At 70.8% G+C, this 13278-nt stretch carries 12 protein-coding genes; all 12 read right to left on the bottom strand.

What is annotated here, in order from left to right; all coding sequences use genetic code 11:
* Positions 1–23: 23 nt before the first annotated feature.
* Entirely contained in the window at positions 24–671 is a 648-nt protein-coding gene (locus FVE89_RS09185) for a BON domain-containing protein (RefSeq protein ID WP_160533719.1), read from the bottom strand.
* Positions 672–721: 50 nt separating this feature from the next.
* Complete coding sequence (locus FVE89_RS09190; protein ID WP_160533884.1) at positions 722–1168, bottom strand: histidine kinase; 447 nt, start codon at positions 1166–1168, stop codon at positions 722–724.
* A gap of 71 nt (positions 1169–1239) precedes the next feature.
* The gene (locus FVE89_RS09195; protein WP_160533720.1) at positions 1240–2571 is read right to left on the bottom strand and encodes a divalent metal cation transporter; all 1332 of its coding nucleotides are present in this window, start codon (positions 2569–2571) and stop codon (positions 1240–1242) included.
* Positions 2568–2825, bottom strand: a complete 258-nt coding sequence (locus tag FVE89_RS09200; protein WP_160533721.1) for a hypothetical protein — start codon at positions 2823–2825, stop codon at positions 2568–2570. Before FVE89_RS09200 ends, FVE89_RS09195 begins: the two co-directional genes overlap by 4 nt.
* A gap of 10 nt (positions 2826–2835) precedes the next feature.
* A complete protein-coding gene (locus tag FVE89_RS09205; protein WP_160533722.1) occupies positions 2836–3051 on the bottom strand; it encodes a hypothetical protein in 216 nt (71 codons plus the stop codon).
* A gap of 83 nt (positions 3052–3134) precedes the next feature.
* On the bottom strand, positions 3135–3653 hold the full coding sequence (locus FVE89_RS09210) for a two pore domain potassium channel family protein (RefSeq protein ID WP_160533723.1): 519 nt from the start codon (positions 3651–3653) through the stop codon (positions 3135–3137).
* Between the two features lie 534 nt (positions 3654–4187).
* Positions 4188–7469: a PAS domain S-box protein gene (locus FVE89_RS09215; RefSeq protein ID WP_160533724.1), complete on the bottom strand. Its 3282-nt coding sequence runs from the start codon at positions 7467–7469 to the stop codon at positions 4188–4190.
* On the bottom strand, positions 7466–8290 hold the full coding sequence (locus FVE89_RS09220) for a Crp/Fnr family transcriptional regulator (protein ID WP_160533725.1): 825 nt from the start codon (positions 8288–8290) through the stop codon (positions 7466–7468). Before FVE89_RS09220 ends, FVE89_RS09215 begins: the two co-directional genes overlap by 4 nt.
* Before the next feature lie 455 nt (positions 8291–8745).
* On the bottom strand, positions 8746–10443 hold the full coding sequence (locus FVE89_RS09225) for a GMC family oxidoreductase (RefSeq protein ID WP_160533726.1): 1698 nt from the start codon (positions 10441–10443) through the stop codon (positions 8746–8748).
* Between the two features lie 14 nt (positions 10444–10457).
* A complete protein-coding gene (locus FVE89_RS09230) occupies positions 10458–11117 on the bottom strand; it encodes a gluconate 2-dehydrogenase subunit 3 family protein (protein ID WP_160533727.1) in 660 nt (219 codons plus the stop codon).
* A 12-nt stretch (positions 11118–11129) separates the two neighbouring features.
* A complete protein-coding gene (locus FVE89_RS09235) occupies positions 11130–12194 on the bottom strand; it encodes a hypothetical protein (RefSeq protein ID WP_160533728.1) in 1065 nt (354 codons plus the stop codon).
* Positions 12178–13272, bottom strand: a complete 1095-nt coding sequence (locus FVE89_RS09240) for an enolase C-terminal domain-like protein (protein ID WP_160533729.1) — start codon at positions 13270–13272, stop codon at positions 12178–12180. Before FVE89_RS09240 ends, FVE89_RS09235 begins: the two co-directional genes overlap by 17 nt.
* Positions 13273–13278: the final 6 nt, after the last annotated feature.

Here is a 13278-nt window from a genome sequence, read left to right on the forward strand (position 1 = left end):
GGGCACGCCTGGCCTGTCCGCAATCAGGCCAGCGTGAGGTGGTCCTCGACGGCGCGCACGCCCGGGGCCGACCACGCGGCGTTCTCGGCGAGCCGGCGCTCGTGGCAGGCGTTCACCTTGCCCGCGAGGACGACCCTGCCGTCCTCCACCGTCACCTGGATCGCATCCGCCTCAAGCTCCGCGCTGCGCCTGAGCGCCGCCATGATCTTCGCGCGCACGTCGGGAACGCTCGCCTTCGGGGTCACCGCGATGGTGTTCACGATGCCCGCCACGCCCGCGAGCCGCCGAATCGCCCGGTAGGCCTCCTCCTTCTGGTATTGCCACCCGACCGTGCCGGACAGCGTCACCCAGCCGTCCTGAACCTTTACCTGCACGGCGTTCTTCGGGACGGTCACCGACCAGTCGAGCATCTGCACGGCGCGGCGCGCCAAGTCCTCGTCGCGCGGCGGCGTCTCGTCGCCGAAGCGGACCTTGATCTCCTCGACCACCCCGCGCACCCCGCGCACCTTCTGGGCAGCCTTCTCGGCTGAGACGCGTTCCGTGTCGCTGCCGACATGGCCGGTGAGCGTGGCGATGCCGTTCTCCACGGCGACGCCGATATGGGCGGCGTCGATGCTCGGGTCGAACTCAAGCTCGTCAATGATGTTCTGGCGGATCTGCTTGTCGCCCATCGGCCGTCTCCCCGATAAGGTCTCTCGGACGTCCTTGACATCAGCGGACGTTAGGCCCGGCAGGCGCTGGGACATTGATCCAGCGCAACGGCCTTGTCCGCCGCGATCCGTCCGGCCATGGGGCAATCGCGACGGACGCCCCGGACCGGGCAGCGGGCGGCCAAGACGGCGATCACGTCCCGGGCATCGAACAGCCGGTCGAACGTCGGCACGTCCGAGAAGGCACGAGGCACGCACGCGTTTCCCGCGATCAAGGCGAAGGGGATGCCCTTACGGCGCAGGGCGCAGGCCAGCGGGAAGCCCGGCCCCCGATTCAGGTCGGCGCTGATCACCGCGAAGTCCGGGGGCGCCGTGTCCAGGCTTCCGGCCGCTTCCGCGCAGGTGCCGTAGGGGCCGCTGACCGCGCACCCCGCGTCGGTGAGGACGTCCTCCAGCCACATGCCCGGCAGCGCCTGAGGTTCCGCCACCAGCACGACCGGCCTTCTCCGTGGTTCCATCGGCATCGCCGGTTTTCCATTCCTGGTTGCGACGGGGCCAGGATGGAGGGCGGCGGCCGGGCCGCATTGCGCTAGATCAAGGGAAGCGCAGCAGTCGCCATCATGGCGAGGACCGCGAGCAGCATGCAGGCCGTGGCGGCCCAGCCGAGCAGCTTGAGCCATCCGCGCACGGCGAAGGGGCCCATGACGTCGACGCGCGCAGCCGCCCGCATCATCACGGCCATGACGGGGACCGCGATGACCCCGTTGACCACCGCGCTCCAGTAGAGCGCCCGGATCGGGTCGACCGCGCCGAGGCTGACGGCCATGCCGACCAGGGTGGCGAGCGCGACCGTGCCGTAGAAGGCGCGCGCCTCCAGCAGGCGCCGCCCGAAGCCCACCGGCCAGCGTCGGGCCTCGCCGACCGCGTAGGCCGCGGAGCCGGCCAGCACCGGAACCGCCAGCAGGCCTGTGCCGATGATGCCGAGCGCGAAAACCGTCGCGGAGAACGGGCCGGCGAGGGGGCGCAGCGCCTCCGCGGCCTGGGCGGAAGTCTGAATGTCCGTGACCCCGTGCGCGTGAAGGACAGCCGCCGTGGTGACCATGATGGCGAGCGCCACGATGTTCGAGAAGGTCATGCCCACGAGGGTGTCGACCTCGATCCGGTGCAGGGCGCTCCCGCCCTGCTCGGGCGCGTGCAGGAGATCGCGCCGCCGCGGATAGGCGTGCAGGTCCTCGGCCTCCTCGGCCGCCTGCCAGAAGAACAGGTACGGGCTGATCGTGGTCCCGAAGAGCGCCACCAGCGTGGTGAGGCTGCCGCCGCCGAGGTCGATCCGCGGCATCATCATGGCCGCGCCGAAATCCGACCAGGAGACATGGGCCAGGATCACCACGCCGAGATAGGCGAACAGGCTCAGCGTCAGCCACTTCAGGACGGCGACGTAGCGCGTGTACTGCAGGACGAGCTGCATGAAGGCGCAGCTGCCCGCGAAGAGGACCACGTAGAGCCAGCGCGGGCCCGGCAGCAGCAGGGCGAGGGCATCCGCCATGGCGCCGAGATCGGCCCCGAGGTTCAGGACGTTGGCGGCGAGCAGCAAGAACACCACGCCCTGGAGCTGGCCGTTCGGGTAATACGCGCGCAGCACGCCGGCGATGCCGTGGCCGGTGGTGCGGCCGATCCGAGCCGAGACCATCTGCACCGCCGCCATGAGCGGCAGGGTGTACAGCATGGTCCAGCACAGGCCGTAGCCGAATTGCGCGCCCGCCTGCCCGTAGGTGGCGATGCCGCTCGGGTCGTCATCGGAGGCGCCGGTGATCAACCCCGGCCCGAGCACCCGGAGCAGACGCGGCTTCGAAGGGCCGACGGCGGGGCTCGGCAGCTCGGGGTCGTCCGTTTCGCCGGACGCGACGGGAGAGGCGCTCATGCGGCCGGCCTCGATGACGCGACCTTCGCCTCGGCCCCGATCATACGCGCGACCCGCAGGGCGGCCGTCGGGTCGTCGCCATCCGTCCCGTAGCGCCGGCAGAGGGCGCCCAGCCACTCCGGCGGGTCAGCCTCGGCGTCCGGTATGTCCGCGAATGCGATGGGGTCCATCCCGTCGAGCGCCTCGACGCCGTACCCGGTGACGGTCCATTGCCGCCCCTGCCCATGCACGGGTTCGGTCAGTCCATGGCTCATCCCCGCCTCCTCAGGCCGCCTGCTCGCGCAGTTCGGAGACCGCGCGGGTGTCGGCGCGCAGGCGCCAGTCGATGAGGCCGTCGGCCTCGCACCGCATCGCCTTGGCCGAGGAGGCTGCGGCGGCGACCGAACGGACGGTGACGACCGCCTGCCGCTGCCGGACGCGATGAGCATGTCGGGTGTCGTCCGGAACGGTCTCGTGAAAGGTGACCAGGTATTCGCGCATCGCGCGCCTCCGCTCGTCGGATGGGGTGACCTTGAACGAGCGGGATCAGCCGGGCTTGATCCAGCGCAAGGGCGCCTGCGCGCTCATGTGCCGGCCGTTGGTGGGAAAAGGGGTTCGCGACCAAGCTCTTCGTCCGCCGAACGGCGGGCCGTCATGGCGCGAGGCGCGCGCGCCTTCCCGTGCAGCGGCCAGTAGCGCTCCATGGCGAGGTAAGTGAACGAGGCGGACCAGCCGATCAGCAGGAGTCCGTTCAGCGCCTCGACGCCGGTTAGCAGGCGGGCATGGCCGACGGGCGCGTGGTCGCCGTAACCCAGCGAGGAATAGGCGACTACCGAAACGAAGGCGCAGTCTTCGAGGGTTGTCACCGGTACGCCCGAGAAGGCGCCGAGACCCAGTTTCAGGACGAGCAGCCAGTAAGCCGCGGCGTAGATCCAGACTGCGGCCGTGTGCCCGGCGAACGCGGCGAGGACCACGGCGACGATACGCCAGCGCGGCGGCACCGGCAGCTCCGCGAGGTGCTCCGACGTCAGGCGAAGGGTCTCGTAGAGCACCAAGATGGTGGCCATGACGAGAACGATGCTGGCGGCCAGGACGACGAACATGGCTTCGGTCCCAAGGCGGGGTCGGGGGACCGTGCTCTCCTTTCACGGCGGTCGCGTTGACCTGCCTCAAGGGCCGTCGTCCCGGCGACCTTGGTTGTTCCGGCCCTGCCATGATCCCGTTCGTCGCAGAATCGGGGCCATGCCGGCATTCCTCCCCACCCTGGGACGGAACCGAAGGCTTGAGGCAGATCAACACCGTCCTGCCCGGGGCCCGCAGCGTGATGGCCGCCCATTCCGGCTCGAAAGTGACTCCGATGTCCTTTGCCAGCATCACGGTCGCGGTCGATGCGGTGCCCCTCGTCACCTGCGATTTCGACCTGCTGCGCGACGGTGGAGCGTGGGGGCAGAGCCCAGTCCGGCCGCCCGTCGTGGCAGGTGCATCCGCCCGGACGACGCTCCGGAAATCCGGCGCCTTCTCCGAGGCGCGCTCCGGCAGTTCGGCGCGCAAACCCGCGGGGCGCTTATCGACCCGGAAGACACGGTTCCACGATGGGCGCCACGGCCCTCTTCTGTCGCTCGACCCGTACCGTGACCTCAGCGTTCCTTCTGGAAGCTGCGCAGCGGCGCCTCGACGACGCAGGTCACGCCGGCCGGGGCGTAGTCCAGGCTGAGGGTGCCCCCGACCTGCCCCGTCACCCCCCGCTCGATCAGCCGGGACCCGAACCCCTTCCGCGACGGGGGGGTGACCGGGGGACCGCCGCTCTCCCGCCACTCGATGCGCATGCACGGCTCGTCACCGGCCTCCGAGATGGACCACGTCACGTCGACGTGGCCGCCCGGTACCGACAGGGCTCCGTACTTCGCCGCGTTGGTCGAGAGTTCGTGGAGCATCAGCGCCAGGGCGAGCGCGGCGTCGCCGCCGATCTCGATGTCGGGCCCGGCGTAGCGGAAGCGTCCGCCGCCGTCGTCATGGACCCCGATGCCGCCCCGGATCACCGGCTCGATATGCGCCCGGTCGGCTGCGCCGCCCAGCAGGATGTCATGGGCGCTCCCGAGGGCGATCAGTCGGCTCCCGAGCACCGCGCGCACGGTCTCGACGTCCGGAGCGTTGCGCGTCGACTGCACCGCGATGGCCTGCACCATGGCGAGCAGGTTCTTCATGCGGTGGCTGAGTTCGTGGTTGAGCAGGTCCTGGCGCTCCTCGGCCTCGGCCCGCGCGATGGCGGCGCGGGTTCGATCGGCGAGGTTGCGCAGGAACCCGACCTCTTCCGGCGTCCAGTTTCGGGCGGAGGCGGACAGCATGAAGAACAGCGCCACGAAGCGCCCCTGCTCCATCAGCGGGATGTTCACCAGCGCCCCGGCCTGGATGGCGACGAGCGACGCTCCCTCTCCGGCGGTGCGCGGGTCCGTGGTCACGTCGTCGATGACGACGGTCTCGCCGCGCTTGAGCGCCTCGATGTAAGAACCGTAGTCGCGGAACCGGTGGTCGCGCGGGATGGCCGCTATGCCGGGCGCGGTCCAGGCACGCTCGATCGTGATGGTCTCGCGGTCGGCGTCCGCCGCGCCGTAGCCGGCATGGCTCAGCCCGAGCGTGCGGCCGGCGATCTCGGCTGCGGCCTCGGCGATGCAGGCGCGGTCCCGCAGATCCCGAAGGCGGTCGCCGAGCTCGATCAGGGCCGCTTGGCGGATCTCGCCGTTGTGCCGCGCCGTCACGTCGAGGAACAGGCAGGCGAAGCGCTCGCCCGCGTCCTTGCTGGCCCGCACCTCGAACCACCGGCCCAGCCCCGCGACCCCGGTCTCGAACCGAGCCGGCTCGCCGGACTCGACGACCCGCGCGTAGTGGTCGATCACGGATTGTTCGAGGTCGGGGACGAAGTCTCGGATCGTGCGTCCGACGGCGTCCATCGGCAGCCCGGACTGCCTGGAGAAGGCGGGGTTGATCTGGAGGTAGCGATAGTCGACCGCCTGGCCGGCCCCGTCACGGACGAGCTCGCCCAGGAAGAAGCCCTCCTGCATGCCCTCGAACAGGCCGCGCCACCGGGCCTCGCTGTCGGCCAGGGCCCGCTCGGCCCTCTTCCGCTCGGTGATGTCGCTGACCGTCAGGACGGCGCTCGTCACCTTGCCATCGGTGAACACGGGCGCGTTCGTCGCCAGGACCTGGACGGGCGTGCCGTCCCGGCGGAAGAACACGTCCTCGTGGTCGCGCAGGGTACCGCCATCCGCCAGCGCCTGGACCAGGGCGCAGTCCCCCGCCGGGAACGGCCGCCCGTCGGGATGGTGGTGGTGCAGGGTCTCGTGGAGGTTGCGGCCGATGAGCGCCTCGGGTTCCCAGCCGAACATCGCCGTGCAGGCGGGGTTGGCGAAGGTGACGTCGCCGGCCCCGTCCATCTGCAACACGGCCTGACCGAGATGGTCGGTGATGGTCTGCAACAGGTCCCGCTGAGCCTGCAGCGCCTCCGCGCCGAGGCGCTGCTCGGTCCGGTCGCGCAGCATCTTGACGAAACCGACGGGGCTTCCGGCCGCGTCGCGCAGGACCATCATTTCGCCGTTGGCCCAGAACCGCTCGCCGTTCTTGCGCATGTGCCAGCGCTCATCTGCGCCGCGTCCCCGCTCCAACGCGGAGCGCATCTCCTGCTCCGGGATGCCGGCCGCGCGGTCCTCGGGCGTGAAGAAGCGGTCAGCCGGCTGACCGCACATCTCGCCCGGCGTCCAACCCAGGATGGCGCGGGCGCCCGCGTTCCAGTCGAGGACCCGCCCTTCGCGGTCCAGGACGATGATGGCGTAGTCGATGGCGCTGTCGAACACCGCCTTGTAGCGGCCCTCGCTGGCGTTCGCGTCGCGCCGCGCGTCGGCTTCGCCGATCCGGGACAGGCCGGTGGCGACGGTGCCGGCGAACAGGCGTGCGACCTCGACGTCCGCCTCCCCGAAGGCGCCGATCCGGCTCGACATGAGCTTGAGCACCCCGATGGCGTCGTCGCCATGCGTCACGGGCACCAGGATGCAGGAGCGCAGCCCCAGGTGCTCGACCACGGCGTGCCGCACATCATGATCTTCGAGCACGTCGGCCACCACCCGCGCCCGCTCAGCGCGCAGGCATGTCCCGGCGAGGCTGCCGCCGAGGGGCAGCCTCATGCCGGAGTGCCGGGCGAGGTCGCCGGCGCCGCCCCGATAGACGATCTCGTCGCCTGCCCGCATCGCGATAACGCCGCCCTCGGCCTGCGGCAGGGCCTGCATCGCGCCCTTGACGACGGATGCGAGCACCTCGTCGACCGTGCCCTCGGACGACATCACGGCCGCCTGCGCAGCCAGCAGGGCCTCCTGCAGGGTCAGGCTCGCCCGCTGGGCGGAAAGCGCGGCGTCGCGTTCGCCGAGGGCGCGACGGAGCTCGATCTGCGCCATGACCTGCCGGGCGAGGCGCGCGAGGCCCGCGCGCTGGCGCTCGGTCAGGCCCTGCGGGCGTGGAACGTGGTCGAGGATGCAGAGCGTCCCAAGCCGCTCGCCGTCCGCATTCTCCAGGGGAGCCCCGGCATAGAAGCGCAGATGCGGCGCGCCCGTCACCAGGGGGTTGTCCCGCGTGCGCGGGTCCGCAGTCAGGTCCGGGATCTCGAGCAGGTCCGGCTGTCCGAGGGCGTGGGCGCAGACCGAGCGGTCGAGGGTGGTCTGGTCCGGCTCGAACCCGACCCGGGCCTTGAACCACTGCCTGTCTTCGGCGACGAGGCTGACCAGGGCGACGGGCGCGTCGCAGAACGCGCAGGCCAGCGCGACGATGTCGTCGAACCCCTCCTCGGCGGGCGTGTCGAGGAGGCCGGATGCGTCGAGCGCCTCCAGCCGCGGACGGGCGCGGACCGCCGTGGGGAGGGGGGCGGTGGGGCTCATCGGGTCGCTTCACGCATGTCGTTCGGGATCGTGCCGTGGCTGGCCTTCGGCTCGGTGTCGGGCTCCGTCGCCGCGAAGGTCGCGAACGCGCCTTCCGGTGTGCGGGCACCGCCGAGGACGGTCGCGAAATGCCGCCTGACGCGGGCATGGCACTCGCAGCAGGCCGTCTCGGCGCGGTCCCGGTCGAGGATGTGGATGCGTCCCCGGCCGACGACCACCAGCCCTTGGTCCTGGAGGGTTCCGAGCACGCCGGTGATGTAGCTGCGCCCGACGCCGAGCATGGTCGCGAGCACGTTCTGGGTGACCGGCAGCGCGTCGGTCCCGAGGCGGTCCTGGAGCGACAGCAGCCAGCGGATGACCCGTTGCTCGATGGGGTGGGCGGCGTTGCAGGCGACCGACTGCAGGATCTGGGCGAGGAGGCAGTCGGCGTAGCGCACGAACAGGTCGTCGAGGGCCGGGGAGGCGCGCTTCGCCTCGCGCAGGCGGTCCGCATCCATGCGCAGGACGCTGCCCTCGATCTGGACGACGCACCGGGTGAAGGCGGGCAGGTAGCCCTGGCTGACCACGCCGCCGATGGCGCCCTCGTGCCCGACCGTGGCGGTCTCGACGGTGCGACCGCCGCGCAGCGGCACGATCAGGGTGGCGACGGTGCGACGGAGCGGGAAGGTGACCTGCGAGACGTCGTCGTCCGCCTCGAACAGGACCGACCCGCGTGTGCATTCGACCGGCACCAGGTGCGGGGCCAGGAGCGCGCGGTCGCCGGCATCGAGGGCGTCGAGGAGCAGGTTGCCCTCGAACGATGGGTGGCTTGTCGAAGGCATGGGGTGTGGACCACGGGAACGTTCGAGGCAGTCCCCACCACGACCCTTGCCATGACAGACCTATGTCTACAACTCAACAATCGTTGAATTCTGTGCGATCGTGGAACGTCGTCGCAGCCGGGACATCCAGGGCGGCCCCTGATGCGGGGAGCGCGACCTGCCGGGGATCCGGCTCATGCTTTTTCGGCGCCAAAAGGATGGACGCGCGGTTTGATCCTGACGAGGCGGCTCGCACTGGGCCATCGGTCAGGCCAGGGGCGCAGGTTCAGGAAGGGGACGCCGAGTCAGCCTCTTTCGTCGCGCGACGGGTCGGTTTACCCGCAGCCCAAGGTCCGAAGCAGCCATTCCATTTGCGGCCAGATCGGTGACTTTGCGCGCCATCGCCCGTCTCAAATCACTGGATACACATCCGGAAGCTGTCGATAGGAGCGCTGTCATACGGCGCTCAGCATGTATCACCCGTTTCGAGCCGAAATGCGGTCTGCCGTACGCAAAGCGATAGCCTGAATGGTCAGCGAGGGATTGACGCCGCCCACCGTCGGGAAGACCGAACCGTCGCAGACATACAGATTCGGAATGTCCCAGGAGCGGCAATCGGCATCGACCACGGAGGTGCGCGGGTCGGACCCCATCCGGGCGGTGCCGTTGAGATGGCAGGTGTCGTCGCCCTGGTCCCAGACCTCGCGCCCGCCCGCGGCCACCAAGGCCTCGCGCATGAACTTCAGCGCGTGCCGGTTCAGCGCCTTGTCGTTGTCGCACCAGGAATAGGTGATGCGCGCCACCGGCAGCCCGTACTGATCCTTCACGTCGGAGAGCGTCACCCGGTTGCGCTCCTGCGGCATGTATTCGGAGACCACCTTGAGGCCGGCGACGTGGTTGTAGCGCTGCATCTCGGCCACAAGCGCCTCGCCCCAGAGGCCGTGGGCGGAGGCCTGGGTATTGGCCCAGAGTTGCGGCAGCGGGCCCTGGCTCATGTAGGAATAGCCGCCGAAAAAATCCTTGGCGAAGGGGCCGTGACCCGTGTCGTCGTAGTTCCAGTGCTCGCTGATGGCGAGCGAGGGCGGCCCCTTGTAGCTGCGGATCTCCTCGTCGAAGACACCCCAGACCGCTTGATTGCCCTGGACCATCAGGTTCCTGCCGACGAGGCCCGAGGAATTGGCGAGCCCGTCCGGAAATTCCTGGTTGGCCGAGTTCAGCAGCAGGCGCGGGGTCTCGATGGCGTAGCCCGCCACCACGACGTTCTTCGCCCGCTGGAAGCGCCATTGTCCCTCGCGGTGATAGTGGACGCCGGTGGCGCGACCGTTCTTCGTCTCGATCCGTCCGACCATGGCGAGGTCCCGGATCTCGGCGCCGGCCTTCAGGGCACGGGGCAGGTAGCTGACGAGCACGCTCTGCTTGGCGTTGGTCGAGCAGCCGAGGGTGCAGAAGCCGCGGTAGACACAAGGAGGCGCGTCGCCGTGCGGGGCCGAAACCGTGGCGAGCGGCGTCGGCGTCCAGTCGATGCCCATCGCTTCGGCGCCCCGGGCCAGGACCTTGGCGGCGGCGTTGATCTCGTGCGCGCGCCGATGGTAGCGCCGCCGGTGCGGCCCCCAGGGATACGAGACCGGGCCGGAGATCTTCAGGTCGTCCTCGACCTGATCGTAGTAGTGCCACATCTCCCGCCAATCGATCGGCCAGTCGGCGCCGTAGCCCATCAGGGTGCGCGCCTTGAACCAGTCCGGCCGGAAGCGCAGGGCCACCATGGCGTAGTGGACGGTGGAGCCGCCCACGGCCTTGCCGGAATTGTTCGAGCCCATCTGCAACGGGTTCTCGCCGTCGACGATGCGCTCGTCCGTCCAGTAGAGCTTGGACTGGTGGCTCTCGTCCGAGGCGAAATCCTCGAGCGGCCGGAAATACGGGCCGGCATCGAAGGCCACGACCGAGAAGCCCCGCTCGGCGAGCCGGCAGGCCAGGGTGCCGCCCCCCGCGCCGGTGCCGACGATGGCGAAATCGACCTCCTCGTCGTCCCGGTGCTGACGCATCGGGACCCATTCGCCGATCCGCATGACGTTGGGGGCGCGGCCGTCGCGGGCACGGGGATGGTGCTCCGGGTCGTCGCCGGGCGTGGCGTGCTTCGGGTTGTCGGCGGCGTTGCCGAGGCCGGGGATGCGCATGGGCGGGAAAATCCTTACCGGCCGACCAGGAGGTTCTCTGCGTGGGCCTCGTCCTCGCGGCCGGGCTTGGCCTCGGCCGCCTCCCAGGGGTCGCGGCGGTCGAAATCCATGCGGACGTAGCCCCGCGGGCTCGCCGGGCCGCCCCATCCGATCTCGTTCCAGGCGGTGGGGTGGGCGTAATAGGCCTTCACCACGTCGGGGAGGATCCGCTTGTGGAAGAACAGCCTGGACGGCATGCCCGCCCAGGCCGCGCCGGTGAGCTCACCCGCCTCGGCGCGCTTCAGCAGATCGTCCTGCGCCCAGGCGCCGAGTTCGTGGAAGCGCGCGCCGAACCGCGCCTGCGCCTCTGCATCCAGAGCCTTCAGCCCCAGGCGCCACGCTCCGCGCTCCTCGGGCAGTTCGGGGTTGCGGTAGCCGTCGCGGGTATCGGTGGCGAGCTTGTGGTCCACGAGGGCGGCCACCGGCACCGGATCCGCCCGGTCCGCCGGCTGCGGCACGATCCGGTCGGCAATCGCCTTCATCGTCAACCATTCGGCTTCGTCGAAGAAGCGGCGCGTCTCGGGGCCGATCGCCAGCCGTTCGTCCAGGACCGCGCGGGTCTTGGCGTTCCAGGAGGGGCTGTCGCGCTTCGCCAGCACGTCGTAGCCCGGATAGAGATCACGTCTCGGCAGCATGGGACACCCGGCTCAGAAGCGGAAGGGTCGGTGTTCGAGCAGTTCGAGGGCGGCGAGCCCCCCGAGCGCGACGCCGGAGAAGGACGGCGGGGCCGGCAGCGGCGGGCCGTCGATGAGGTTCTGGCGCCAGTTGTCCCAGCCGCCCATCATCCGGGCGACGCCGTAGGCGTGGAAGGCGACGCCGCCGATTCCCATCGCCGAGACCGCCCACATCCCCCATCTGGCGGCCGTTTGGCTCGCCCCTTGCGGCTTGGTGGCGGCGCGCACAAGGAGCGCGGCGGCGAGCGGCGGCAGGGTCACGGGGATATACATGGCCGGGTTCTGGAAGGCGCCGCGGAAATGCAGCAGCCCGGCCTCCAGGGTCGTGCCGGCGAGCATGCCCGCGGTGGCGATCGCCAGGGCCCGGCCGGCCGGCAGGCCGGCGAGGCGGGGCGTTCCGGGATCGGCGTTGCGGACATGCTCGGCGACGACGCCGAGGATGCCGGCGAGCGTCAACGCCATCGGCGCGCCGATGGGGGCGGAATAGAACAGGTTCTGGAAGGAATAGCCGCCCTCCCGCTTGCCGACATTGTAGCCGTGGAAGCCGAAGCCGATCAGCCCGGTCAGTCCGGCCAGCGCCTGCACCCCGTGGCGGATGCGGGAGCTGCCGGGATCGGTATCGCCGGCCCCGTGCAGGGATGCCGCCAGGGTGACGCTGGACACGATGATCGGCGTGTACATCGCCCGGTTGAAGAACTGGCCGCGGTAATGCTCCAGGCCGGAATCGAACAGCACCGAGGCGGCGAGCATCGTCGAGGCGTGGTTGAGGCGCTGCGCCGCGCTCGCCGTCACCGCGCTCCCGCGGGGCGCGTAGCGGCGCCCCTCCGACTCGGTCGAGGCGAGGCGCTTCGAGCGTCCGGAGGCGAACCATGTCAGCAGGCCGGCTCCGGCCGCCGCGGCGGCGAGGACCACCACCGGATGCACGGCGGCCTCCACCCGCACCGGGGCGACGCGCCGCCTCAGGGCGGGCCGGGATGATCGCGGGGCGCCGCGCTGGCGCTGCGGCGGGCGGGGGCCGCGGTCAGACAGCGTAGGCATCGGCGTCCCGGGTCTTGAGGATGAGGCCGTGGCCCGGCCGGGTCAGGTCGGGGGCGATCGCCCCGTCCCGCGCTACGGGCGCGCCGTCGAACAGCATCCGCTCGATGCGGACGTGGTCGTGAAACCATTCGAGGTGCCGGAAGCGCGGCGCGGCGACCGCCACGGGCAGGTGCAGCGCCGGGGCGCAATGGCCGGAGAGGTCGAGATGCGCCGCCTCGCAGAGGGCCGCGATCTTCAGGAAGCCGCTGTAGCCGCCGCAGCGTGTCACGTCCGCCTGCGCGACATCGACCGCGCCGGCCGCGAGCAGGCCGCGCAGGTCGTCCAGGGTGTAGACATATTCGCCCGCCGCGATCTCCATGCCGGCAGGCGCCGCCGCGCGGACGGCGGCCAGCCCGGCGGGATCGTCACTCGACACCGGCTCCTCGAACCACGCCACGCCGAATCGCTCCGCGGTCCGCGCGACCGCGACGGCGCGCTTCGGGGTGAAGGCGCCGTTGGCGTCGATGAACAGGTGCGCGGCGCCGATCGCCGCCTTGGCGACCGCCATGCGGGCCGGATCGCGCTCGGGCTGGCTGCCGATCTTCATCTTCACGGCGCGGCAGCCGTCGCGCTCCACCCAGCCGGCGAGCTGTTCACGCAAAAGCCGGTCGTCGTAGCTCGTGAAGCCGCCGCTGCCGTAGATCTCGGCCCGCTCCCGCGCCCGTCCGAACAGGCTCGCGAGCGGCCGTCCGAGGAGCCGCGCCTTCAAGTCCCACAGGGCCGTGTCGAGGGCCGAGATCGCCGTGGCGGCGAGCCCGGAGCGGCCAAGGTTGCGCACCGCGCCCCACAGCACGGCGTTCGCCCGCGGGATGTCGAGGGCGGGGAGTCCGGAGAGGCGCGCCGCCAGGGTCTTTTCGATCAGAGGGGCGACGCTGGCATCGGTGTAGCTGTAGCCGAGACCGGTCTCGCCGCCGGCCTCGATCTCGGCGACCACGAGGGTCGTCCTGTCCCAACTGAGTGTGCCGTCGGCCTCGGGCGCGTCGGTGGGAATGGTGAAGGCCCGCGCCCGCACCGCCCTGATCGTCGGATCCTCACGCATGGTCGT

Origin of the sequence: Methylobacterium sp. 2A, from assembly GCF_009806555.1 — a bacterium.
Classification (GTDB): domain Bacteria; phylum Pseudomonadota; class Alphaproteobacteria; order Rhizobiales; family Beijerinckiaceae; genus Methylobacterium.

Bases quoted from the DNA above. Each gene is read 5' to 3' on its own strand.
- FVE89_RS09185 (WP_160533719.1), bottom strand. From the start codon at position 671: ATGGGCGACAAGCAGATCCGCCAGAACATCATTGACGAGCTTGAGTTC.
- FVE89_RS09190 (WP_160533884.1), bottom strand. From the start codon at position 1,168: ATGGAACCACGGAGAAGGCCGGTCGTGCTGGTGGCGGAACCTCAGGCG.
- FVE89_RS09195 (WP_160533720.1), bottom strand. From the start codon at position 2,571: ATGAGCGCCTCTCCCGTCGCGTCCGGCGAAACGGACGACCCCGAGCTG.
- FVE89_RS09200 (WP_160533721.1), bottom strand. From the start codon at position 2,825: ATGAGCCATGGACTGACCGAACCCGTGCATGGGCAGGGGCGGCAATGG.
- FVE89_RS09205 (WP_160533722.1), bottom strand. From the start codon at position 3,051: ATGCGCGAATACCTGGTCACCTTTCACGAGACCGTTCCGGACGACACC.
- FVE89_RS09210 (WP_160533723.1), bottom strand. From the start codon at position 3,653: ATGTTCGTCGTCCTGGCCGCCAGCATCGTTCTCGTCATGGCCACCATC.
- FVE89_RS09215 (WP_160533724.1), bottom strand. From the start codon at position 7,469: ATGAGCCCCACCGCCCCCCTCCCCACGGCGGTCCGCGCCCGTCCGCGG.
- FVE89_RS09220 (WP_160533725.1), bottom strand. From the start codon at position 8,290: ATGCCTTCGACAAGCCACCCATCGTTCGAGGGCAACCTGCTCCTCGAC.
- FVE89_RS09225 (WP_160533726.1), bottom strand. From the start codon at position 10,443: ATGCGCATCCCCGGCCTCGGCAACGCCGCCGACAACCCGAAGCACGCC.
- FVE89_RS09230 (WP_160533727.1), bottom strand. From the start codon at position 11,117: ATGCTGCCGAGACGTGATCTCTATCCGGGCTACGACGTGCTGGCGAAG.
- FVE89_RS09235 (WP_160533728.1), bottom strand. From the start codon at position 12,194: ATGCCTACGCTGTCTGACCGCGGCCCCCGCCCGCCGCAGCGCCAGCGC.
- FVE89_RS09240 (WP_160533729.1), bottom strand. From the start codon at position 13,272: ATGCGTGAGGATCCGACGATCAGGGCGGTGCGGGCGCGGGCCTTCACC.